This is a genomic window from Serratia sp. H402Y (assembly GCF_051172415.1).
GTDB classification, from domain to species: Bacteria; Pseudomonadota; Gammaproteobacteria; order Enterobacterales; family Enterobacteriaceae; genus Serratia; species Serratia ureilytica.
In genome coordinates this window covers 292,136-313,644 of the sequence record NZ_JBPIYZ010000004.1, presented here as the reverse complement: position 1 = coordinate 313,644, position 21,509 = coordinate 292,136, and the positions used below count along the sequence as shown (strand labels likewise).

At 61.0% G+C, this 21,509-nt stretch carries 18 protein-coding genes and 1 rRNA gene; 4 read left to right on the top strand and 15 right to left on the bottom strand.

Annotated features, from left to right (window positions below):
* Nucleotides 1–5 precede the first annotated feature (5 nt).
* Together rrf and ACSBQS_RS20085 are read left to right on the top strand one after the other, a co-directional pair.
* Nucleotides 6–121 (top strand): 5S ribosomal RNA (gene rrf / locus ACSBQS_RS20090).
* A gap of 439 nt (nucleotides 122–560) precedes the next feature.
* On the top strand, nucleotides 561–1,871 hold the full coding sequence (locus tag ACSBQS_RS20085; RefSeq protein ID WP_033644171.1) for an MFS family transporter: 1,311 nt from the start codon (nucleotides 561–563) through the stop codon (nucleotides 1,869–1,871).
* A gap of 36 nt (nucleotides 1,872–1,907) precedes the next feature.
* Here the strand turns inward: ACSBQS_RS20085 and pssA are convergent, their stop codons facing one another.
* The 4 genes from pssA to trxC all read right to left on the bottom strand — a co-directional run bounded on the left by pssA (nucleotide 1,908) and on the right by trxC (nucleotide 7,336).
* Nucleotides 1,908–3,263 (bottom strand): CDP-diacylglycerol--serine O-phosphatidyltransferase, encoded by a 1,356-nt coding sequence (pssA, locus tag ACSBQS_RS20080; RefSeq protein WP_033644170.1) that lies wholly within the window; start codon nucleotides 3,261–3,263, stop codon nucleotides 1,908–1,910.
* A gap of 152 nt (nucleotides 3,264–3,415) precedes the next feature.
* Nucleotides 3,416–6,064, bottom strand: coding sequence for a bifunctional acetate--CoA ligase family protein/GNAT family N-acetyltransferase (locus tag ACSBQS_RS20075; RefSeq protein WP_033644169.1), 2,649 nt, complete (start codon nucleotides 6,062–6,064; stop codon nucleotides 3,416–3,418).
* Nucleotides 6,065–6,112: 48 nt separating this feature from the next.
* Entirely contained in the window at nucleotides 6,113–6,802 is a 690-nt protein-coding gene (locus ACSBQS_RS20070) for a tRNA-uridine aminocarboxypropyltransferase (protein ID WP_047573925.1), read from the bottom strand.
* Nucleotides 6,803–6,916: 114 nt separating this feature from the next.
* Complete coding sequence (gene trxC, locus ACSBQS_RS20065; protein WP_004928868.1) at nucleotides 6,917–7,336, bottom strand: thioredoxin TrxC; 420 nt, start codon at nucleotides 7,334–7,336, stop codon at nucleotides 6,917–6,919.
* A gap of 207 nt (nucleotides 7,337–7,543) precedes the next feature.
* On the opposite strand from trxC, the gene ACSBQS_RS20060 reads away from it, so the two are divergent.
* Nucleotides 7,544–8,632: a tRNA/rRNA methyltransferase gene (locus ACSBQS_RS20060; RefSeq protein ID WP_033644167.1), complete on the top strand. Its 1,089-nt coding sequence runs from the start codon at nucleotides 7,544–7,546 to the stop codon at nucleotides 8,630–8,632.
* A gap of 60 nt (nucleotides 8,633–8,692) precedes the next feature.
* On the opposite strand, the gene emrB is transcribed toward ACSBQS_RS20060, so the two are convergent.
* The 7 genes from emrB to ACSBQS_RS20025 all read right to left on the bottom strand — a co-directional run bounded on the left by emrB (nucleotide 8,693) and on the right by ACSBQS_RS20025 (nucleotide 16,010).
* Nucleotides 8,693–10,231: a multidrug efflux MFS transporter permease subunit EmrB gene (gene emrB, locus ACSBQS_RS20055; protein WP_033644166.1), complete on the bottom strand. Its 1,539-nt coding sequence runs from the start codon at nucleotides 10,229–10,231 to the stop codon at nucleotides 8,693–8,695.
* Nucleotides 10,232–10,248: 17 nt separating this feature from the next.
* Nucleotides 10,249–11,421: a multidrug efflux MFS transporter periplasmic adaptor subunit EmrA gene (gene emrA / locus ACSBQS_RS20050; RefSeq protein WP_016929855.1), complete on the bottom strand. Its 1,173-nt coding sequence runs from the start codon at nucleotides 11,419–11,421 to the stop codon at nucleotides 10,249–10,251.
* A gap of 23 nt (nucleotides 11,422–11,444) precedes the next feature.
* A complete protein-coding gene (locus ACSBQS_RS20045) occupies nucleotides 11,445–12,896 on the bottom strand; it encodes an efflux transporter outer membrane subunit (RefSeq protein WP_033644165.1) in 1,452 nt (483 codons plus the stop codon).
* Nucleotides 12,897–12,924: 28 nt separating this feature from the next.
* Nucleotides 12,925–13,443 carry a transcriptional repressor MprA gene (gene mprA / locus ACSBQS_RS20040; protein WP_004928879.1) on the bottom strand — a complete coding sequence of 173 codons (519 nt, stop codon included), beginning with the start codon at nucleotides 13,441–13,443 and terminating at the stop codon, nucleotides 12,925–12,927.
* Between the two features lie 162 nt (nucleotides 13,444–13,605).
* Nucleotides 13,606–13,953, bottom strand: coding sequence for an L-valine transporter subunit YgaH (gene ygaH, locus ACSBQS_RS20035; RefSeq protein ID WP_033644164.1), 348 nt, complete (start codon nucleotides 13,951–13,953; stop codon nucleotides 13,606–13,608).
* Nucleotides 13,943–14,689, bottom strand: coding sequence for an AzlC family ABC transporter permease (locus ACSBQS_RS20030; protein ID WP_434991317.1), 747 nt, complete (start codon nucleotides 14,687–14,689; stop codon nucleotides 13,943–13,945). Before ACSBQS_RS20030 ends, ygaH begins: the two co-directional genes overlap by 11 nt.
* Before the next feature lie 121 nt (nucleotides 14,690–14,810).
* On the bottom strand, nucleotides 14,811–16,010 hold the full coding sequence (locus tag ACSBQS_RS20025) for an MFS transporter (RefSeq protein WP_047025549.1): 1,200 nt from the start codon (nucleotides 16,008–16,010) through the stop codon (nucleotides 14,811–14,813).
* Nucleotides 16,011–16,115: 105 nt separating this feature from the next.
* Between ACSBQS_RS20025 and ACSBQS_RS20020 the strand changes: the two genes are divergently transcribed.
* Nucleotides 16,116–16,994: a LysR family transcriptional regulator gene (locus tag ACSBQS_RS20020; RefSeq protein WP_019455589.1), complete on the top strand. Its 879-nt coding sequence runs from the start codon at nucleotides 16,116–16,118 to the stop codon at nucleotides 16,992–16,994.
* A 27-nt stretch (nucleotides 16,995–17,021) separates the two neighbouring features.
* Here ACSBQS_RS20020 and proX read toward each other — a convergent pair whose 3' ends face one another.
* The 4 genes from proX to ACSBQS_RS20000 all read right to left on the bottom strand — a co-directional run bounded on the left by proX (nucleotide 17,022) and on the right by ACSBQS_RS20000 (nucleotide 21,487).
* On the bottom strand, nucleotides 17,022–18,023 hold the full coding sequence (proX, locus tag ACSBQS_RS20015; RefSeq protein ID WP_047025550.1) for a glycine betaine/L-proline ABC transporter substrate-binding protein ProX: 1,002 nt from the start codon (nucleotides 18,021–18,023) through the stop codon (nucleotides 17,022–17,024).
* A 69-nt stretch (nucleotides 18,024–18,092) separates the two neighbouring features.
* Nucleotides 18,093–19,199, bottom strand: coding sequence for a glycine betaine/L-proline ABC transporter permease ProW (proW, locus tag ACSBQS_RS20010; RefSeq protein ID WP_197666625.1), 1,107 nt, complete (start codon nucleotides 19,197–19,199; stop codon nucleotides 18,093–18,095).
* Nucleotides 19,192–20,394, bottom strand: a complete 1,203-nt coding sequence (proV, locus tag ACSBQS_RS20005) for a glycine betaine/L-proline ABC transporter ATP-binding protein ProV (RefSeq protein WP_197666626.1) — start codon at nucleotides 20,392–20,394, stop codon at nucleotides 19,192–19,194. Before proV ends, proW begins: the two co-directional genes overlap by 8 nt.
* Nucleotides 20,395–20,800: 406 nt before the next feature.
* On the bottom strand, nucleotides 20,801–21,487 hold the full coding sequence (locus ACSBQS_RS20000; protein ID WP_033644157.1) for a response regulator: 687 nt from the start codon (nucleotides 21,485–21,487) through the stop codon (nucleotides 20,801–20,803).
* Nucleotides 21,488–21,509: the final 22 nt, after the last annotated feature.

Here is a 21,509-nt window from a genome sequence, read left to right as displayed (position 1 = left end):
ATTTGCCTGGCGGCAATAGCGCGGTGGTCCCACCTGACCCCATGCCGAACTCAGAAGTGAAACGCCGTAGCGCCGATGGTAGTGTGGGGTCTCCCCATGCGAGAGTAGGACACTGCCAGGCATCAAACAAAGCAAAAAGCCTCATGCGAAAGCATGGGGCTTTTTGTTTTGTCTGTTATCTGGCGTTCTGCTCGAGCATGGGCATGCGAAAGGCCCGTCGGGAACGGGCCTTAACGCCGCTTGCGGCGGCCCCGGAGGGGAGAGTCTCAGGATGAGACGAATTGTGTAGGACACTGCCAGGCATCAAATAAAGCCGAAAGCCCTGAACGTCAGTTCAGGGCTTTTTGCTTTGCGTAAAATGGAAAATCCCCGTTGTAATCCGCTTCAGCTTTCATCGTACTGTTTAATATTCATCACAAAACCAACGCATTGTTTCTCTGAATGTCAGATATTCTTCGTCCGCTATTAAGTTTGGCTGTTAACTTATAAGTAACAATAAAGTAACAACCAGGGCGGCAGGAAGCCAAATTTCATCATTGTTATGGCTCGGAGAATACATCATGACAGAAACAACCTCGGCTCTTGGGGATGAGCACGGCGTCGAACAGGGGGCGCTGGATAACAAGAAACGCATTTTCGCTATCGTCGGGGCTTCATCAGGCAATCTGGTGGAGTGGTTTGATTTTTACGTTTACTCCTTCTGTTCCATTTACTTTGCCGCCTCGTTCTTCCCGGCGGGCAACAGCACCACGCAGCTGCTGCAAACCGCCGGGGTATTCGCCGCCGGCTTCTTTATGCGGCCGATTGGCGGTTGGCTATTCGGTTATATTGCCGACAAGCATGGTCGAAAAAATTCCATGCTGCTTTCGGTCTGTATGATGTGCGCCGGATCGCTGGTGATCGCCTGCCTGCCGACGTATGAATCGATCGGCAGCTGGGCGCCGGCGTTGCTGCTGATCGCCCGCCTGTTCCAGGGGCTGTCGGTAGGGGGAGAATACGGCACCAGCGCGACCTATATGAGCGAGGTGGCGATCAAGGGGCGACGCGGCTTTTACGCCTCGTTCCAGTACGTGACGCTGATCGGCGGGCAACTGTTGGCGCTGCTGGTCCTGGTGATCCTGCAGCAGATATTGCCCGCCGAAGAGCTGAAAGCCTGGGGATGGCGCATTCCGTTTGCCCTGGGTGCCGTGTTGGCGGTAGTTGCGCTGTACCTGCGCCGTTCGCTGAATGAAACCTCCGATGCGAAGACGCGTAACCACAAAGATGCCGGTTCGCTGACGGGGCTGTGGAAAAATCGCAAGGCGTTCCTGATGGTGCTGGGCTTTACCGCCGCCGGTTCGCTGACCTTCTACACCTTCACCACCTACATGCAGAAATATCTGGTGAATACCGCCGGTATGGACGCCAAGCTGGCCAGCGCCATCATGACCGTCGCGCTGTTCGTCTTTATGCTGCTGCAGCCTGCGGTAGGCGCGTTTTCGGACAAAATCGGCCGTCGCAGCTCGATGTTGATCTTCTCGGCCTTTGCCACGGTGTTGACGGTGCCGATCCTGTTCGCTCTGAAAGAGGTGAGTAATCCTTATATGGCGTTTGGCCTGATCGTGCTGGCGCTGTTCATCATCAGTTTTTACACCGCGATCAGCGGGCTGCTTAAAGCCGAAATGTTCCCGCCGGAGGTACGTGCTTTAGGGGTGGGCTTGTCTTATGCGGTGGCGAACGCCATGTTCGGCGGCTCGGCGGAATATGTGGCGCTGTCGCTTAAATCGTTTGGTGTGGAGAACGCCTTCTTCTGGTATGTCTCCGGCATGTGCCTGCTGGCGCTGCTGGTCTCGCTCCGGTTGCATCGCAAAGGCAAGGAGATACAGCTGTAATAAAAACCCCGGCCTTGGCCGGGGTCAGCATACCGCTTACAGGATACGGCTGATCAGCCGATCGATGCGGATACGGCGCAGACGCCGAATCAGCTTACGCACCTTGATCGGATACTGCTGAATGCTTTGCAGTTCCTGATAATGGCCGACTACAGTGGTATGAGTACGGATGCATTCCAGCTCTTTCTGCCGTTGCTCGCGCAGCTCTTGCTTGGGATCGTGGATCAGAATGGCGTTTTCCAGATCCAGCCGCCAGGCGCGCGGGTTGAGGTTATTGCCGGTAATCAGCTGCCACTCTTCGTCTACCCACATGCCTTTCAGGTGATAGCTGTTATCGCCATCCTTCCACAAACGCACGATCAGTTGGCCGGTGTCGATGTAACGCTGCAACCGGCTCAGGAAGCGGCGCAGGTTGATCTCATACAGGTAGGGCAGCGCGCCGATGATTTTGAACGGCTGGTCTTCCGGAATATAGAAATCGTTGGCGGTTTTATCGCCGACGATGATTTCCACCTGCTTGCCCTGTCGCAGCAGATAAATGATGTTGCGCACCAGCAGCGCCGGCAGGTTGAAATAGGGGGTGCACAGCGTCAGTTTCTGGTCGGTGCATGACATCAGGTGATGAATGGTTTTATTCAGCACGCTTTGTTTGCCTAGCCCAACCATCGGCGTCACCGCCAGCTCATCGTTGCCGGCTTTGCCGCGGAAGTGGTAACCGGCGCGGCGTAGGGCGAAACGGAACAGACGGGTTTCGTTTTTGATCTCCGGGCTTTTCGGCCGATCGCTGCGATCCAGGCGTTGTACGGCGCCGGCGGTGAGCAGATGCTGCTTGATGTAATCGATCAGAGTATCGGCCAGCACGCCGTTGGTGATCAACTGGTAGCGATCGTAACGGTATTTCTCATGCTGATGCAGATAGACGTCGTTGATGCTGGCGCCGCTGTAGATAACGGTATCGTCGACCACAAAGCCCTTCAGATGCAATACGCCCAGCGCTTCGCGGGTATTGACCGGCACGCCGTAGATTGGCACCGATTGCTCCGGATGCTGGCTGGCCATGGCGCAGTACCAGTCGGCGTTGGTATTGGCGGCGGCGGCGCCGATGCGCCCGCGCTGTGCGCGGTGCCAGTCGACAAGCACGCAGATTTCCAGCTCGGGCCGCCGCTGCTTGGCTTGATACAGCGCGTTGAGGATCTCACGCCCGGCGTCGTCATGCTCCAGATACAGAGCCACCAGATAGATACGTTGGGTGGCGTTGGCGATGGAATCCAGCAGCGTGGCGCGAAAGTCGGACGGCGCGTACAGAGTACGAACATCAGCAACCGTCTGGGGGAGTTTGGGCAGTTGTGCAAGGTGTTGTTGATGTTTGCTACGTTTAAATTTTGACAACATCACAGTGCGCTTCTTCTCTCATGATTGATGGCCGGAACGCCACAGACTTAAAAACAATAAACCGAATAATCGGGCGATAATACCATTAGTTGCCTCGATTGTGCGTATGTTTTGGCGTTAAGTGGTGGATTCGTAGCGCATTGCGACGCAGGTCACTGCGCGTCGTCGGCCTGCAGCGGCAGCGTCAGATTGACGATGCCGTCCTCAAGCTGCACCTCGATGCCAAAGCCCAACCGCTGCGCCAGCGCGATCATGCCGCGGTTATTCGGCATGGTGATGCCGCTCAGGCGGGTCAGGCCATGCGCGCGCGCATAGGCGATCATTTTCTCCAGCAGCTGGCGGCCGAGCCCCACGCCTTTCAGGTCGGAACGCACCAGCACGGCGAACTCGGCATCGGTGTTGTCCGGATCGGACAGCGCGCGGGTCACGCCGATAATCTCGTCTGCCCGCACCGCCACAAAGGCCATTTCCCGATCGTAGTCGATCTGCGTCATGTTGGCCAAATCGTCATGGGTAAACTCGTTGATCTCGCTGAAGTAGCGGTAATAGAGATCTTCCTTGGTCACCCGGTCGATGAAATGCTTCAGCGCCGGCTCGTCTTCCGGCAGGATCGGGCGGAACAGGCATTGGCTGCCGTCTTTCAGCGCGATGGTCTCTTCCAGCTCATGCGGATAAGGCCGAATCGCCAGCCGCGCCTGCGGATCGCCGCTGAACGGTGCGAGCTGCATCGAAACGTCCAGCAGGGTGAACTCGCTGCCGGAAGCCAGCACCGGGTGAATATCCAGCCGGGCGATCTCAGGGCAGTCAAGGATCAGGTTGGAAACCTGCACCAGCAAGCGGCTCAGCCCGGGGATATCTAAAGGCCGCAGTGCGCTGCGCCCGCGGATCTTGCCGCCTTTCACCGCCTGCAGCACCAGATAACGCGCCAGCGCCATATTCAACGGCGGCAGCGCGACCGCGACCTGATTTTCCTGGCGCCACTCTACGCCGCCTTCTCCCAGCATGATCAACGGGCCGAAAATGGCATCCTGCTCCACGGCGATGCGCAGCTCCTGGGCGCCGGCGCGGTTGGCCATGCTCTGCACCAACAGGCCGTGGATGCGCGCCTGAGGATAGGTGCGCTTCACGCGGTCGAGGATCGCCTCCGCCGCGCGTTGCACTTCGGTCGCGGTGCGCAGGTAGAGCATCACGCCCTGAACTTCCGATTTGTGCGGGATATCCGGCGAGCGCAGCTTCAGCGCCACCGGGTAGCCGATCTGCTCGGCGATGTGCACCGCTTCGGCGCTGTCTTCGGCGATCCAGGTCGGCAGGGTGCTCAGATCGTAGGCCTGCAGAATGGATTGCACCTCGTGGGTATCCAACTGGGTGGCGCCTTCGGCCAGCGCCTGATGAATCAGGCGGTGGGCATCGGCGGTATTGGCGGTCAGGCCGACCGGCAGCGCGGGCGTCTCCTTCAGCTGCTTCTGGTTGCGGCGGTATTCCACCATATGCATAAAGGCGGTGACCGCGCCTTCCGGCGTGCGGTAGGTGGGAATGGCGGCTTCGGTAAACAGCCGGCGTGCCTCTTGCGAAGAGTATTCGCCGCACCAGTTGGTCAGCAAGGTGATGCGCTTGCCGCGCGCATGGCGATGCAGCGCGTCGATCAGCCGCTGCGCCGTGGCGGTGCCGGGCGCAGCCGCGCTCGGCGCGTGGATCAGCAGCAGCGCATCATAGTCGTGGCTGTCGAGCAGCGCTTCGAGAGCCGCCAGATAACGCTGCGGCGTGGCGTCGTCGCGCAGGTCGAGCGGGTTGCCGGCGCGAATGAAGTCCGGCAGCGCGTCGCTCAGCGTCGCCAGGCTCTCCTCGCTCAGCGTCGCCAGCTTGCCGTTGCGGCCGAGCAGTTCGTCCAAGGCCATCGCCGCCGGCGCCGCCCCATTGCTGACGATCATCAGCCGTTCGCCGCGCAGCGGATGCATATGGCTGAGGGTTTCCACCGCCGAGAACAGCTCATGGGTATCCTGGACGCGCAGCAGGCCGGCGCGCTGGATGGCGGCGTCATAGGCGGCGTCCAGCCCCAGTTGGCTGTTGAGCAGTAATTGCGCCTGTTGGCTACGGCCGCTTTTGATCACCAGAATGGGCTTGTTGCGCGAGGCGCTGCGCGAGGCGGAGAGAAAGCGCCGCGCATCGCTGATGTTTTCCAGATACAGCAGGATGGCGCTGGTCTTGCTGTCGCGCGCCAAAAAGTCGAGCAGGTCGTCGACGTCGATATCCAGGCTGTCGCCCAGCGCGATGAAATAGGAGAAGCCGACTTCGCGCTGCTGTGCCCAGTCGAGAATGGTGTTGGCGACGGCGGCGGACTGCGAGATAAACGCCAGCTTGCCCTTTTGGATCGGCACCGGCGAGAAGCTGGCGTTGATGCCTTGCCACGGCGCCAGCAGCCCCAGACTGTTGGGGCCCAGCAGCCGCATGGCGTAACGCTGCGCGCAGGCTTTGAGCTCGGCGAACTGTTCCGGCGGCGAAGAGAGCACGATGGCGGTTTTGCAGCCGCGTTGGCCCAGCGCTTCAATCAGCGCCAGATTACGGCTGGCGTGGGTGCAGATGATCGCCAGATCCGGCGTCAGCGGCAGGCTGGCGACGTCGGGATAGGCCATGACGCCGCATACCGCCTTGTAGCGCGGCGTCACCGGCAAGATGGGCCCGCCGAAACCGCCGGCCAGCAGGTTGCTCATCATCAGGTTGCCGGCGCGGCCCGGCTGCTGCGAAGCGCCCAGCACGGCGATCGATTTGGGACGTAGTAGCGCTTCTAACCCTCGCTGGCTCATGCACGGCTCCTTTTGGCAACGTTACGCCTGATTTTAGGCGCTTTATGGCTACATTGCTGTGACCGGTGCCTCCGGTCGGGTCGGTTTTCCCGCCAGATACTGTTGACGGAAATAGCGGAAATGCTGATTCAATCCGTCGGCGGCCGGCATATCGCCCGCCTGTTGCAGCAGGGCGGCGGCCACTTCCGCCGTGCAGTGTTGCTCGGCGCGGCTGGCTTCGCGCAGCTGGTAGGCCGATGCGGCGTCGACGTTGAGTGAAAACACCGGGAATTGATTGAGATACGGGCTTTTACGGAACATTTTGCGCGCTTCCGCCCAGGTGCCGTCCAGCATGATGAACAGCGGCGGTTTGCCGCCGACGGGCAGTTCGCTGAACACCGGCCGCTCGGCGTCGGCGTAGGACGCGGGGAACACCACGTAAGGCTGCCGTGTCGGATCGTTGATGGCCGCCAGCAGGGCGGGATCGACCTCGGTACGCGACCAGAGGAACGCCTGGGTGTCCGGCAGGATATCGGCGATCAGGCGCCCGGTGTTGCTGGGCTTGAGCGGCTCGGCGCCGAACATGATCAGGCAGAAACGGCTGCCGGCCTGCTGCGGGCGAATGGTGTCGCACAGGCAGTTCTTATGCGGCAGCAGGCACCCCTGACAACGCGCCACTCGGCAACCGCGCGCCAGAAAGGGGCGGGTGGCGCGGTCTAAACGGAATTGGCGCAGGCGAAGTACGGCGTTGTCGGTCATAACGATCCTGGGGAAAAACCGCTATTGTAACGCAGAAAAAAGCCCGCCGGGAGGGGCGGGCTCGATCGGGGCGCGTTCGCGCGCGATGGCGGGATACGGCCTATACTTGCCGAATCACACTAACTCGTTGAGCCAGTTGTCAAACGGCGCCTTCGGCATCGCGCCGTTGAGCATGTCGACCATCTTGCCCTGACGGAACACCATAATGGTCGGGATGCTGCGGATGCGGAAACGGGCGCTCAGTTCCGGCTCGGCTTCAGTGTTCACTTTCACGAAGCGCACTTTGCCGGCGCGCTCTTCGGCCACGTCTTCAAAGATCGGCGCAAAGCTGCGGCACGGGCCGCACCACGGCGCCCAAAAATCGACCACGACCGGCAGATCGTCCTGCAGCAACTGGTCCAGCGTGGCGGCGGTGGCGTTGATCACTTCACCGTCGAAGAGCTCATGGCCGCAGCGGCCGCATTTCGCGTTGTCCGCCAGACGTTCTTCCGGCACACGGTTGGTGGCATTGCAAGCTGCACAAACTGTATTCATGTTGACCTCGGGTACTGAGAAAGCCGGGTCCCCGCAACGCGGTTGCGGAGATGTTTCTTTAATGCTGACGATTATCGGCAAAACCCGGCGCATGAACAATGAGGTTTGTTCAATGGATGTGATAGTTGGGAGCTTTTAGCGCAAGTTGGTGGCTTCATGCACCAACATCAGGTAATCTTCGCGCCCTGCGCGTTGGTGGAGAAGACAATGAACGATTCATTTAGTGGCAAGAACGGTAAGGTCAAAGTGATGTACGTCCGCAGCGACGACGACAACGGCGACGACCGCAACAAGAATAAACGTCCGGCCGGCAAAGGCCGTCCGGCTGACGGTGCGCGCTCGGGCCGCACCGGTCAAGACAAGGCGCGCGGCGGCAATGACCGTCGCGGAGCCGATTCCCGCCGCAGTGAAAGCGATCGTCCTCGCCGTCCGGCGCGCTCTGAAGATCGCGGCGGCAACGAGTCGCCGTGGAGAACCGTGTCGCGCGCGCCGAGTGAAGAGCCGGCGTTCGATCACGGCGGCATCAGCGGCAAAAGCTTCATCGATCCGGAACAGCTGCGCCGCCAGCGCGCGGAAGAAACCCGCGTTTACGGTGAGAACGCCTGTCAGGCGCTGTTCGCCAGCCGCCCGGAAGCGATCGTGCGCGCCTGGTTCGTGCAGTCGGTCACGCCGCGCTTCCGTGAAGCGCTGCGCTGGATGGCGGCTAACCGCAAAGCCTACCACGTGGTGGATGAGGAAGAGCTGGCCAAGGCTTCCGGCACCGAGCACCACGGCGGCGTCTGCTTCCTGATCAAAAAGCGTCAGGGCCTGGATGCGCAGACCTACCTGAAAACTGCGCCGGCGACCGACTGCGTATTGGCGCTGGAAGAAGTCGGCAACCCGCATAACCTGGGCGCCATCGTCCGTTCGTGCGCCCACTTCGGCGTCAACGGCGTGCTGCTGCAGGATCCGGCGTTGCTGGAATCCGGCGCGGCGGTGCGTACCGCAGAAGGCGGCGCGGAGCACATCAAGGCGATCAACGCCGATGATTTCCTGTCGGTGCTGGATACCTTCCGCAAGGCGGGTTACACCATCGTCACCACCTCCAGCCACAAAGGCACCGCGCTGGCGCAGGCCAAGCTGCCGGCCAAGATGGTGCTGGTGCTGGGCCAGGAGCGCGACGGCCTCAGCGACAGCGCCTGGCAGCAGGGCGATATGAACGTGTCTATCGGCGGCACCGGCAAGGTAGAAAGCCTGAACGTTTCCGTGGCGACCGGCATTCTGCTGGCGGACTGGTGGCGTCAGAATCAGGCGTGATTTTCATTACGTCGAATAAAAAAACGGGCGCCTCAGGGCGCCCGTTTCGTTTATTGAAGCTTAGTGAGCGCCGCCGCCCCCGCCGCCGCCGGAGCTGAATGGCGGTTTCGCTACCCACACCAGCGCCAGCAGCACCAGGAATACCCCGGCCGACAGCCAGAAAATCTCGTTGGCGGAGATGATCAGCCCCTGTGCCGTGATCTCGTTGGCGATGTAGGCCGACGCCTGCTGCTTGCTCATGCCGAGCTGCTCGAGCTGCCGGTACATCTCCTGCGACTGCGGATTGTACGGGTTGACGAACTCCGTCAACTGCGCGTGATGCTGCGATTCGCGCTGCGTCCACAGGGTGGTGGTGATCGAGGTGCCGATCGACCCCGCCAGGGTTCGCGTAAAGTTCGACAGGCTCGATGCCGCCGCCATGCGTTCCGGCGGCAGGCCGGACAGCGTGATGGTGGTCAACGGCATGAAGAAGCAGGCGATGGCGAAACCTTGAACGAACTGCGGCCAGGCCGAAGCGCCGAAGTCCATGCCCGGTTCAAACGTATAGGCGCGCCAATAGAAGCACACGGCATACATGATGAAGCTGAAAGTCACCAGCTTGCGCATGTCGAGCCGGTTGCCGAACTTACCGATGATCGGCGACAGCAGCACCGGGATCAGCCCGACCGGCGCCGACGCCAGCCCCGCCCAGGTGGCGGTATAGCCGTACACCTCTTGCAGCAGCTGCGGCAGCAGAACGATGGCGCCGAAATACAGCATGTACGCCAGGCTGATGCACAGACAGCCGATGGTAAAGTTGCGCGACTTGAACAGCGACAAATCCACCACCGGATGATCGTCCGTCAGTTCCCAGACCACCAGGAACAGCAGCGCCACGACCGCCACGACGGTCAGGGTGATGATCTCGGTCGAGTTGAACCAGTCCAGCTCCTTGCCCTGATCGAGCATCACCTGCAGCGAACCGATGCCGACGATCAACAGCACCAGGCCGACGGTGTCGATCGGCTTGATCTCGGTTTTGGTTTCTCGCCCCTTCAGCGTCGCCATCGCCGCCAGGATAACGAAGGCGCCGATCGGGATGTTGATGAAGAAGATCCAACCCCAGTGGTAGTTGTCGCTGATGTAACCGCCGAGAATTGGCCCGAAGATCGGCGCGACGATCACGGTCATCGACCAGAGCGCCAGGGCCATCGCTCGCTTGGCGGGCGGGTAGTTGTTCAGCAACAGGCTCTGAGACAGCGGGATCAGCGGCCCGGCCACCACGCCCTGGATCACGCGGAAGAAGATCAGCATGCCGAGGCTGTTGGAGATGCCGCACAGCCAGGAGGCGAGAACGAACAGCGCGGTGGACCAGAGGAACAGCCGCACTTCGCCGATGCGCTTCGCCAGCCAGCCGGTGATCGGGATCGAGATGGCGTTCGCCACGCCGAACGAGGTGATCACCCAGGTGCCCTGCGAGTTGGAAGACCCGAGGTTACCGGCAATGGTGGGGATCGCCACGTTGGCGATGGTGGAGTCCAGCACCTGCATGAAGGTCGCCATGGCGAGCGCGACCGTCATCCAGGCAAGCTGGGCGCCTTCAAGCGGTTTCTGTGGCAAGATGGCCTCCCGCGCGCTTAGCCGGCGTTCGCATGGATCACGTCGGCGATCAGCTGGTTAACCGGCGCCAGATTCAACGCCAGCGCGTCGCTCTGATACAGCGGTTTGTCGCGCACCACGTCAGACAGCACGCGGCCGTCCAGGTTGGCGGTGTCGACGGTCACCAGCGTCGAAAGACCGATGCGCAGCGGATGGTCGGCCACCTGCTTGGCGTCGAGCTCAATACGCACCGGCAGACGTTGCACCACCTTGATCCAGTTGCCGGTGGCGTTCTGGGCCGGCAGCAGCGAGAAGGCGCTGCCGGTGCCCATGTCGATACCGACCACTTTGCCTTGATACACCACGTCGTCGCCGTAGACGTCGCTGACCACCGTCGCCGGCTGGCCGATGCGCATATTGGCGATCTGCGTTTCCTTGAAGTTGGCGTCAACCCAGATGTGATCGGCCGGCACCACCGCCATCAGCGGCGAACCGGCGGCGATCTGCGCGCCGACCTGCACGCTGCGGCGCGAGACATAGCCGGTAATCGGGCTGATCACTTTGGTACGCTGCAGCGCCAGCCAGGCGTCGCGCATCTGCGCGGCGGCTTGCTGGATCGCCGGCTGCTGTTCCAGCGGGGTGTTCAGCACCATCGCCTGGTTGGCGTTGTATTGCTGCACCGCCACTTCCAGCGCGGCTTTGGCGCTGTCGACCGCATCGCGAGCGTGTTGCAGCTCTTCGCGGCCGATGGCGTCAACGCTGCCCAGCACCACGCGACGTTTCAGATCGTTCTCGGCCTTGCTCAGATCGGTCTTGCGCAAGGCGATGTTGGCCTGATACTGCTTGCTGTTGATGATCAGCTGGTGGGTCTGACGCACGCTGTTGGCCAGGCCGGTTTTGGCGCGTTCAAACGCCTGCTCGGCATCGGTCGGATCGAGCGTCAGCAGCACGTCGCCCTGCTTGACGTAGTCGGTGTTGTCGAAGTTGACGCTGTTCACGCTGCCGGACACCTGGGCCATGATCTGCACCTGGTTGCCGGAGACGTAGGCGTCGTCGGTTTCCTGGTGATGACGCAGCACCAGGAACCAATACACTAAATAAGCCACCCCTATAACAATGAAAATAACCGTCAGCAACAGCAGCCAAAATTTGCGCTGCTTCTTTTTGCCGCTCGGCTGCTGCGGGTTTTGGGTTTCCGCGCTTGCGCTCATGGTGTTCTCCAAGCCTTATATTATTATGCTTTCGAATCCGCTGCGGCCGGGGCCTGATAGCCACCGCCCAACGCGCGGATCAGTCCTATCTTCGCCTGCAGTAAATTGCTGCTGGCATTCAACTCCGCCTGTTGCTGCTGCAATAGCTGCGTCTGGCTGGTCAACAGATCGTCGCGCCCGATAATCCCTGCCTGGTAACGGGCGTTGGCGACCTGATACACCTGTTGCATCGACTGGGCCGCGGACGCCGCCTGCAGCTGCTGTTGTGCAGAGCTCTGCTGGATGGTGATGGCGTCGGCGGTTTCCTGTACCGCATTCAGGATGGTTTGGTTGTAGGATTCCACCGCTTCGTCATACAGCGCGGATTCCTCACCCAGCTTGCTGCGCAGGGCGCCGGCGTGGAAGATCGGCAGCGAGATCGCCGGCATCACGTTCCAGGCCTGGCTGGCCGCTTCAAACAGATTCGGGCTGGTGCCACTGGTATTGGTGGTCATCAGGCCGGCGAAGGCTGAAATGGTCAGGCTGGGGTAAAACTCTTTACGCGCGGCGCTGACGCGCTGGCTGTAAGACTCCACCAGCTGGCGTTGCGCGGCGATGTCCGGGCGTTTGCCCAGCAGATCCGCCGTCAGTTCGCCCTGCGGCGCCATCAGGTTGTCTGCAGGCAGCGGCACCTGACGCAGGTGCTGCATGGCGTTCGGCCCCTGGCCCGCCAGCGCGGCGAGCTGGTGTCTGAGCTGTTCGATTTGCGACTGCAGCTGCAGAATCTGCTGTTTGGCGACGTCGGACTGCGCCTGGGTTTGTTGCGGCACGTCGACGCCGGTCAGGCCGGCCTGATAGCGCTGTTGGCGCAGCGCGGTCAGGCGCTCGTTGTTGTTCACTTCCTGCTGCAGCAGCTTCTCGAGCGCGAGATTGCTCTGCAGCTGATAGTAGGCGGACGCCACCGAGCTGGTCAGCGTCAGCGCCGCCTGTTCCTGCTCGGCGCGCGCTGCGTTCACTTGCGCCTTGGCGGCGTTCACCTGGTTGCGGTATTTGCCCCACCAGTCGAACTCGTACGCCAGGTTCAACCCCAGCGAGTTGGAGCTTGAATAGATCGGCTTATGCGGATACCCCAGCCCCATATTGACGTTCTGCGGCACGCGCTGACGTTGGGTGCTGGCGTTCAGATCCAGGTTCGGCCCGTTGGCGGCGTTGGCTTCGCCTACCACGCTCTGCGCTTCGCGCACGCGGGCGGCGGCCTGACGCAGGGTCGGCGAACTTTGCAGCGTTTGCGTCATCAAGGCGTCCAACTGCGGATCCTTGAGGGCGCGCCACCACTGCGGGCTGACGGCCAGCGAACTGACTTTCGGCTGAGCCAACTGCAGGCTCTGCGGATCCATCAGCGTGGATTGCGGGGCAATATTATCGGTAGAAGCACACCCGGCCAGCAGCAACACGGCGAACAGCGGGGTGAATCTCCAGTGAAATGGGGATCGCATAAGTAGGTACCTGAACAGAAATTGTGAATTAGGGTAACTGTTCTGTGATTTCCATTTGATCCAGACGTGCCAGCAATTTGCGCGTCAGCTGTTCCAGCTGTTTTTGCTCATCGTCGGTCAGCGTGGACCACAGGAAATGCAGACATTGGTGCTGCGGCGGCAGCAGTTGACTGAGAAATTCTTCCCCCTGCGGCGTCAGATGCAGATGCAGGCAGCGGCGATCGTTGTCGCTTTCCCGGCGCTCGATCCAGCCGCGCTTCTCCAGCTCGTCGGCGATGCGGGTCGCATTGGTGCGCGAGGAGCCCAGGGCAGAGCTTAGCTCAGAAGGTTGGATGCTGTGGCTTTCCTGCGCATCCAGGGTAATCAGCGCCATAAACAGTGTTTCGTTAATCCCCTGCGCTTTCAGCATCTTATTGCGATTTTCCAGCAGCTTGCCTTGCATGTGCATGCACAGACGGGTCAGCAGGATTTCCTGATAAGGGAAATCTTTCTGCCGCGTGGCGCGGAAATTCAGCATTTGTTCTATGGGGGCAAACGAGCTTTCCATAATTTAGGGCCTCATTAATTTCGTTCGAGATAGTAACGACGGTGACAAATAATGTAAATGTTCAGCCGTGCGGATAATTTAGCAATTCGTGTCATTTGTCAGTGTTTGTAAAGATGTGACGCCTGAAAACGCCAGTGTGAAGCCAAACGGTCGGAGGCGGCGTCAGCCAGGGCCGAAAAACATTAACAATTTTAATGTGACGCCAAAGGCCGTCGCGCCGAGCAGCGTCGACAGAATGATGCTTTTACTGCGGTAGAAACACAGCGCCAGCGCGGCGAACCCCGCTAACGTCGGCAGCAGCTTGTCCGGTTCGCGCATCACCACCGGCGTGCTGGAGACCACCAGCAGGGCGCAGATGGAGGCGATGCCGATGCTGTCGAGCAGCAGGGCGGCTTTGCCGCGTTTAATGCCGGGCTGAGCGCGCGCCGGCGCCAGCCGCAGCGGCAGATAACGGAACAGGTAGTTGGCGCAGCCCACCACCAGGCCGATCACCAGCACATCAGTGTTCATGGCTGGCCTCCGCGTGCGGGGGTTGGAACAGGGCGGCGGCGCAGCCGGCGCCGATGCTGGCCAAAATGGCGACCGGAATGGAGAACAGCACCACGCCGAGCAGCGCGCCGGCCAGCGCGGCGGCGATGGTCAGGCTCTGCGGGCGCCGGAAAGCGGCCAGCAGGAAACTGAGAAACAGCGCCGGCAGCATGAAGGCCAGCGAGGCCTCGATCACCGGGAACTGCTCCAGCGGGCCGTTGCCGAACAGCGCGCCGAGCGCGGTGCCGGCTACCCAGGAGAGCCAGGAACAGAGCGCGATGCCCAGCATCCAGTTTTCGCTCCAGCTGCGGTTATTGCGCATCAGCCTGGCGGTGGCGGCGGCGAAGACCTCATCGGTCAGGCCAAAGGCCCACAGCGCCGTTTTGCCGGGCGACAGGCGCGAGACGATGCGGTGACGCAGCGCCGGGCCATACAACAGGTGGCGCACGTCCATCGCCATCACCGTCAATGCGGAGACCCACAGCGACATGCCGGCGCTCAGCAGGGCGGTGATCACGAACTGGCTGGCGCCGGCGTAGATGATGCAGGAGAAGAAAATGCTTTCCAGCGGGGAAAAGCCCAGTTTGACGGCGCTGAGGCCGAAAGCGAACGCCACCGGCACGTACCCGATGACGATCGGCAAACTGTCGACGACGCCGTTGGCGAAGGTGGCGCTGACGGCGGGCGGAGTAAGGCTGTCTGCAGCTTGGCTTTGCATGGTTGTGGGTCGCAGGGTAGATAGGTCGTCAATAGTTTATGCCCAGAACATTACCAGAGAGTAAGTAATGTTTATACCCTGCACCGCTAATAAATTTCTTTAGTGACTATTTGCACGATAATCAGATTGCCGCCGGCCCCTGCGGATCGTGATGCTTGCCGAGCCACCAGGTCAGCAGGTTGAGCAGGCATAACACCCCTCCGACGGCGGCCACGCCGTACCAGCCGGCATGCTGATAGGCGGACGCGGAGAGCAGCGAACCGAGGGCGCCGCCGATAAAGTAGCTGGTCATGTAGCCGGCGGTCAGGCGGTTGCGTGCCTCCGGCATGATGCGATACATCACGCTCTGGTTGGTGACGTGTACCGCTTGCACCGCCAGATCGAGGATCAGGATGCCGGCGATCAGCGCCCACAGCGATTGTTTAGCCAGCGCGATAGGTATCCAGGACAGCAGCAGCAATACCAGGCCGACGGTGGTGGTCAACCCGGCCTTGCCTTTGTCCGCCAGATGCCCGGCGCGCGAAGCGGCCAGCGCTCCGGCGGCGCCCACCAGGCCGAACAGCCCGATCACCCCTTCGGAATAGTTGAACGGCGGCGCGGCGAGCAGAAAGGCCATTGAGGTCCAGAGTACGCTGAAGTTGGCGAACGACAGGGCGCCGAGAATGGCGCGGGTGCGCAGCAGCGGCGTGCGGCAGAACAGGCTGAAGATCGAGGCCAGCAGCTGCGGGTAGTTCAGCCCGGAGTGTTGCTTATAGCGCGGCAGCGCGCGCCACAGGATCAGCGCCATCAGGATCATCAGCACGCTGGCGACCCAGTAGATGGTGCGCCAGCCGCCGAACGACGCCAAGGCGCCCGCGACGGTGCGCGCCAGCAGGATGCCGAGCAGCAGGCCGCTCATGATGATGCCAACGGTCTTGCCGCGCTTTTCCGGGTGGGCCAGCGTGGCGGCCAGCGGCACCAGGATCTGCGCCACCACCGAGAACAGCCCGGTGAGCGCGGTGCCGAGGATCATCATCGGCAGCGTGGCGGAAGTGGCGGTGATCAGCATGCCGCCGGCGGCCAGCAGCGTCATGAACACGATCAGGCCGCGGCGCTCGAACATATCGCCGAGCGGCACCAGCAGCAGCAGGCCGGTGGCGTAACCGAGCTGCGCGGCGGTGACGATAAAGCCGGCCTGATTGACAGACAGGTTGAAACCGGTGGCGATGGTTTCCAGCAGCGGTTGAGCGTAATAGTTGCTGGCGACCGCCAGGCCGGTAGCGATGGCGATCAGCACGGTCAGCGCCGGGCTGAGGCCCGGATGGGCGTTTTGTTGGCTCATGGTTTTTTCATCACGGGAAGAAGATAGCGCGCAGTATCCGGCAACGCGTCTGCGGAAACCAATGTATAATTTTCATTTGATTTATCTCATTTCAAGATAGATGCCATGAACCTGAAACAGATCCGCTATGCGCTGGCGGTGGCGGAAGAACAGAGTTTCACCCGGGCGGCACAGCGCTGCCATACGGTGCAGTCGGCGCTCAGCCACCAGATCGCCAAACTGGAAGAAGAGCTGGGCTGTACGCTGTTTGAACGTACTTCGCGCCGGGTGCGCTTGACCCCCGCCGGCCAGGCTTTCATACCCTCGGCGCAGCGACTGTTGGCGGCACAGCAGGCGCTGGTGGAGGAGGTGACCGCCGCCGGCGATGCGGTGTCCGGCACCCTGACCATCGGCACGATTTCAACCATAAACGCGATTGATCTGACCGAAAAGCTCGACAAGTTTCATCGCCACTATCCGGCGGTGAACATCCGCCTGTACGTTGGCATGAGCGAAGCCCTGCTGGAGGATGTGCGTCAGCAGAAGTGCGATATGGCGTTCGTCGGCATCTGGCCCGGCGATGTCGATCTGCTGCCGATGTCGCACCGGCAGTTGACCGATGAGCCGCTGGTGGCGCTGGTGGCGCCGCAGCACCCGCTGGCTAACCGCGAGCGGGTTAACCTGCAGGCGCTGGCGGAAGTGCCTCTGGTGGATTTCTACAGCGGCACCGGCGCGCGGCGCCAAACCGATCGCGCCTTCCTGGCGGCGGGCATCCGCCGGCACGTCAGTTTTGAAATCGATCATATCGAATGGTTGGAGAATCTGGTGCGGCGCGGGTTGGCGGCGGGCATCGTACCGATCTCGACCGCGCAACGCTTAAGCGCGCTGGTGTCGATTCCGATTGAAGACGGGCCGCGGCGCCAGGTGTATTGCATCTGGCCGCAGCCCTTGTCGAACGCCGCCGCCCGTTTTTTACAGTTCAGCGGCATCGATCTGGCGGGGTAGGGGCGCGGCAGAGGCGCCCCCGCTCGGTTACGGCTTCGCCGCTGCGGCGGCGGTTTTCACCCAGCCGTCGAAGGTCGCCTGATGCGCCTTGATCCAACCGTTGACGTGGTTTTGGATGTCGGCCTCCGAAGCCTGGCCTTCATGCATGCGCAGGTTTTGCGCGTTGATGTCGGCGATCGGCAGCTTCATGATGGCGAACAGCTTGGCGGCCGCCGGGTTGGCTTCGGCCCACTGCTTGTTGGCGGCGATGCGCATGGTGTTGACCGGGAAGCCGTAGTTGGCGCCGTTAGGCAGCTTGGTATCGACGTTCTTCTGCTCGCCCGGCAAGGAAGAGAACGGTACCTGCAGCCAGACCACGTCGCGGCCCGGCACCATCACATCGCTGACCCAGTACGGCGTCCAGGTGTAATACAGTACCGGTTTGCCCTCTTTGTAGCGGGTGATGGTGTCGGCGATCATCGCCGCGTAGTTGCCCTGGTTGTGTTCGACGGTATTACTCAGGCCATAGGCCTTGATGTGGTGGTTGATCACCGCCTCGCAGCCCCAGCCCGGGGTGCAGCCGGTCAGATCGGCCTTGCCGTCGCCGTTGGTGTCGAACAGCTTGGCGATCTTGGGATCCTTGAGCTGTTCGACGTTGGTGATGTGGTACTGCTCGGCGGTTTTCTTGTCGATCAGGTAGCCCTGCGCGGCGCCGTTGACGTAGACGCCTTCGCGGTAGAACTTGGCGTCGCCGCCGGCGGCCTTGTACTGATCGGCGTGCAGCGGATCCCAATTGACCGCGATAAAGGTGGCGTCGCCGGAGGCGATGGAGGTGTAGGCGACGTTGTAATCCACTTCGCGCGGTTCCTTCACGTCGTAACCCAGTTTTTCCAGCGCCTTGCTGACCAGCAGCGTCTGGAACGTCTCTTCGGAAATGGTGCTTTGCACCGGCTGTACCGCTATTCCCTTACCGGGTAAATCCGCCGCGATGGCGCTCTGTGAGCCAATCAGTGTCGTCAGGGCGAGAGCCCAGATGCCCGTGGTGCGCATAGTGTTTCCCCTCTTTTGATGTGGTGTTGCCCTGGCCCGCCGGGGCCGCAGCCGCCGGCGGGAAAAGCGTCAGGCTTGTTTGATAAATGGACGGGTAAACAGCCCGATGGGGCCGCGACGGTACCAGCGGCCGATGCCCTTGCTGCGGCGATCGCGCCCCAGCGATTGGGTGAGGCGATCGAGAATGATCGCCAGGATCACGATGCCGACCCCGCCGATGGCGGCCAGGCCCATATCCAGCCGGCCGATGCCGCGCAGCACCATCTGGCCCAGACCGCCGACGGCGATCATCGAGGCGATGACGACCATCGACAGCGCCAACATCAGCGTCTGGTTCACGCCGGCCATGATGGTCGGCATCGCCAGCGGCAGCTGCACCTTGAACAGCAGCTGGCGCGGGCTGGCGCCAAAGGATTCGGCGGCCTCGATCAGATCCTCCGGCACCTGCTTGATGCCAAGAATGGTCAGACGCACGATCGGCGGCAGCGCGAAGATAATGGTCACCACCACGCCCGGCACGTTGCCGATGCCGAACAGCATGACGATCGGCACCAGATAGACGAAGGCCGGGGTGGTTTGCATGGCGTCGAGCAGCGGCCTAATCACTTTGGCGGCATGCTTGCTGCGCGCCAGCCAGATGCCGAGCGGCAGGCCGATAAGGATGCAGAAGAACAGCGCGGTCAGCACCAGCGCCAGCGTAACCATCGCCTGCGACCAGGCGCCGATGGCGCCGATGGCGACCAGAGAGAGCAGCGTCGCGGCGCCCATGCCGAGGCCCGCGATCTGCCAGGCGACCAGCGAGAACAGCAGAATGGCGATCGGCGCCGGCATGCCCAACAGCAATTGCTGGAAGCCGCTCAGGATCACGTCTACCGGCACGCGGATGCCCTGGAATAGCGGGCGGAAGTGCAGCACCAGCCAGTCGATGCCTTGCGTGACCCAGGAATCAAACGGCACCCAGGCTTTGTGGAACGGATCAAGCAGGCTGAAGTGCTCAGGCTGCGCCGGGGCGCTGCTGAGCCAATCGGCGCCTTGCCCGGCGGCGTCATGAGCGGCCGGCGGCGGCGCGCTGGACCAGGCGTCGCCGGCGTTGGCGGCGGCATCGTGAGCGGGGGCGGCACCGGCATCGGCCGGTGCGGTAGCCCAGGGATCTTGGGTTTGCGTGGTATCACTCATTGGCTGAGCCCTCCTTGTCCAACGCCTGCAGCAGCATGGCCTTGGAGATGATGCCGAGATAGTTATGTTCTTCGCCCACTACCGGCACCGCGCACGGCGCCTGGGCGACCAGGGAGATCAGATCGCTGAGCGGCGTGTCGGCCGGCACGGCGGCGGGGGCCTCAAGCAGGGCATCGTCCAGCGTTTGATTGGCGGACAGCGCCTTTTTCAGCGACTCTATCGACACCACGCCGATAAATTTCTTCCCGCGTTCAACAACATAACCATAATCACGGTCCTCATCGCGCAGCAGCTGCAGCGCCGAGCGGGGGCCAAAACCGGGGGTTTTGCGGATCAGCGTCACCGGACGCCGCTGGGCGATATCCTTGGCGCTGAACACATGACTGATGTCCACGCCGCGGAAGAAGGTGCGCACGTAGTCGTTGGCAGGATTATTGAGGATCTCGTCCGGCGTGCCGACCTGGATCACCTCGCCGCCCTGCATGATGGCGATGCGATCGCCAATGCGCATCGCTTCGTCCAGATCGTGGGAAATAAACACGATGGTGCGCTGATGCTGAGCCTGTAATTTCACCAGCTCATCCTGCATTTCGGTGCGAATTAACGGATCGAGCGCCGAGAAGGCTTCGTCCATCAATAATATATCCGGGTTATTGGCCATCGCGCGGGCTAATCCCACGCGCTGACGCATGCCGCCGGATAATTCATCCGGATAAGACAGCGCATAATTCTCCAGCCCGACCTGACGCAGGGCGTCCAGCGCTTTTTCCTGGCGTTCCTGCAGCGGTATTTCGGCTAATTCCATGCCAAAGGCGGTATTATTCAGAACATTCATGTGCGGCATTAGCGCGAATGACTGAAATACCATGCTGATCTTATTTCTCCGCACGGTGCGCAGCGCGGTGTCGGATATTTTGGCGATGTCCTCACCGTCGATCAGCACCTGACCGCGGGTGGGTTCTATCAGACGATTGAGAAGGCGTACCAGGGTGGACTTGCCGGAACCGGAGAGCCCCATGATGACAAATATCTCGCCTTCTTCAATGGCCAGAGTGGCGTCTTTTACGCCGAGCGATAAGCCGGTTTTTTCAAACAGCCGATCTTTTGTCAGACCTTTATCCAGCAGTTTGAATGCGCGTTCCGGGTGCTCGCCAAATATCTTATACAGGTTCTTTACTTCGAGTTTAATTGCCATGCAATTTGCTGTTTCCTCTGGTTTAATTAAAGCGTTATGGGCTGTCCTTAGCAAAATAAAAGAGCTTTTTACCCTAACACAGTGAATATCTGAGACAACCCTCAATGTCATTTAAATGGGATATTAGTGGTTTACATCAAGGTTTTAATTAGTTATGGTAATTTGGCCCGTGACTCAAAATTGACGGCCATTATTCGCCATAATGGTTTGGTTTTTGGGGAAATAATACGGTGTGGCGTAGAGAGATATTTGGGCGCCGCGCCTGCCGTTCGGATAATAAAAAACCCGACCAGAGGCCGGGCAAAAGTCATCAGTATTTCATCAGTTTTAACGACAGGTGCCGATATCGAGGGGGATATCGTCGAGCGTCATGTTATCGCCTTAGTATGACAGCCAGATGGCAGCCTCAGGCCTTGCGATACAGCCTGCGCGGATGGCCGATATTGCCGTACAGCATCTCCACCCGCACGAACTGGGTGGCGACGCAATATTCCAGATAACGGCGAGCGGTGGTTTTGCTGATGCCGACCTGTTCGACCACGTCTTCCACCGCATGCGCCACCGCCGGCTGGGCGATAAACAGCGCCTGCACCAGCTCCAGCGTGTTGGTTTCTATGCCTTTGGCGCTCGGTTCGCTGGAGAACTGCTTCGACTGCAGGTTGTACAGCGCATCGACATTGTCCTGATCGATGATTTTGAAGGTGCGCTGGGTCTGCACGAACTGCATGAAGCGCTCGAGCGAGTTGCGCAGCCGTTTGTAAGACACCGGCTTGATGATGTAGTCGAAGGCGCCGTTGCGGATCGCCTGGCTGCAGGTATGCATGTCGCTGGCGGCGGTGATGAAAATCACCGAACAGGCGGGATTCTTTACCGCCGGTTCTTCCATCAGCTCAATGCCCTGGCCGTCCGGCAGAAAGTTGTCCAGCAGGATCAGCCGCGGCTGATGCTCGTTGGCTTTGGCCCGCGCTTCGGCCAGCGTGGCGGCGTAGGCCACCACCCGCAGGTTGAAATTTTTCTCGATGAACTCTGCGTGCAGCGTCGCCAGTTGCGGCTCATCTTCCACGATCAGAACGTCCAGTGTTTGGTGTGACATAATCGGGTGCTCAAAAAAATCG

Excerpts from the sequence above, each read along its gene's own strand:
- ACSBQS_RS20075 (WP_033644169.1), bottom strand. The coding sequence starts at position 6,064 with ATGAGCCAGCGAGGGTTAGAAGCGCTACTACGTCCCAAATCGATCGCC.
- mprA (WP_004928879.1), bottom strand. The coding sequence starts at position 13,443 with ATGGAAAGCTCGTTTGCCCCCATAGAACAAATGCTGAATTTCCGCGCC.
- emrA (WP_016929855.1), bottom strand. The coding sequence starts at position 11,421 with ATGAGCGCAAGCGCGGAAACCCAAAACCCGCAGCAGCCGAGCGGCAAA.
- ACSBQS_RS20030 (WP_434991317.1), bottom strand. The coding sequence starts at position 14,689 with ATGCAAAGCCAAGCTGCAGACAGCCTTACTCCGCCCGCCGTCAGCGCC.
- pssA (WP_033644170.1), bottom strand. The coding sequence starts at position 3,263 with ATGTTGTCAAAATTTAAACGTAGCAAACATCAACAACACCTTGCACAA.
- ACSBQS_RS20025 (WP_047025549.1), bottom strand. The coding sequence starts at position 16,010 with ATGAGCCAACAAAACGCCCATCCGGGCCTCAGCCCGGCGCTGACCGTG.
- ACSBQS_RS20070 (WP_047573925.1), bottom strand. The coding sequence starts at position 6,802 with ATGACCGACAACGCCGTACTTCGCCTGCGCCAATTCCGTTTAGACCGC.
- trxC (WP_004928868.1), bottom strand. The coding sequence starts at position 7,336 with ATGAATACAGTTTGTGCAGCTTGCAATGCCACCAACCGTGTGCCGGAA.
- ACSBQS_RS20085 (WP_033644171.1), top strand. The coding sequence starts at position 561 with ATGACAGAAACAACCTCGGCTCTTGGGGATGAGCACGGCGTCGAACAG.
- ACSBQS_RS20060 (WP_033644167.1), top strand. The coding sequence starts at position 7,544 with ATGAACGATTCATTTAGTGGCAAGAACGGTAAGGTCAAAGTGATGTAC.
- ACSBQS_RS20045 (WP_033644165.1), bottom strand. The coding sequence starts at position 12,896 with ATGCGATCCCCATTTCACTGGAGATTCACCCCGCTGTTCGCCGTGTTG.
- proV (WP_197666626.1), bottom strand. The coding sequence starts at position 20,394 with ATGGCAATTAAACTCGAAGTAAAGAACCTGTATAAGATATTTGGCGAG.
- ACSBQS_RS20020 (WP_019455589.1), top strand. The coding sequence starts at position 16,116 with ATGAACCTGAAACAGATCCGCTATGCGCTGGCGGTGGCGGAAGAACAG.
- proX (WP_047025550.1), bottom strand. The coding sequence starts at position 18,023 with ATGCGCACCACGGGCATCTGGGCTCTCGCCCTGACGACACTGATTGGC.
- proW (WP_197666625.1), bottom strand. The coding sequence starts at position 19,199 with ATGAGTGATACCACGCAAACCCAAGATCCCTGGGCTACCGCACCGGCC.
- ygaH (WP_033644164.1), bottom strand. The coding sequence starts at position 13,953 with ATGAACACTGATGTGCTGGTGATCGGCCTGGTGGTGGGCTGCGCCAAC.
- ACSBQS_RS20000 (WP_033644157.1), bottom strand. The coding sequence starts at position 21,487 with ATGTCACACCAAACACTGGACGTTCTGATCGTGGAAGATGAGCCGCAA.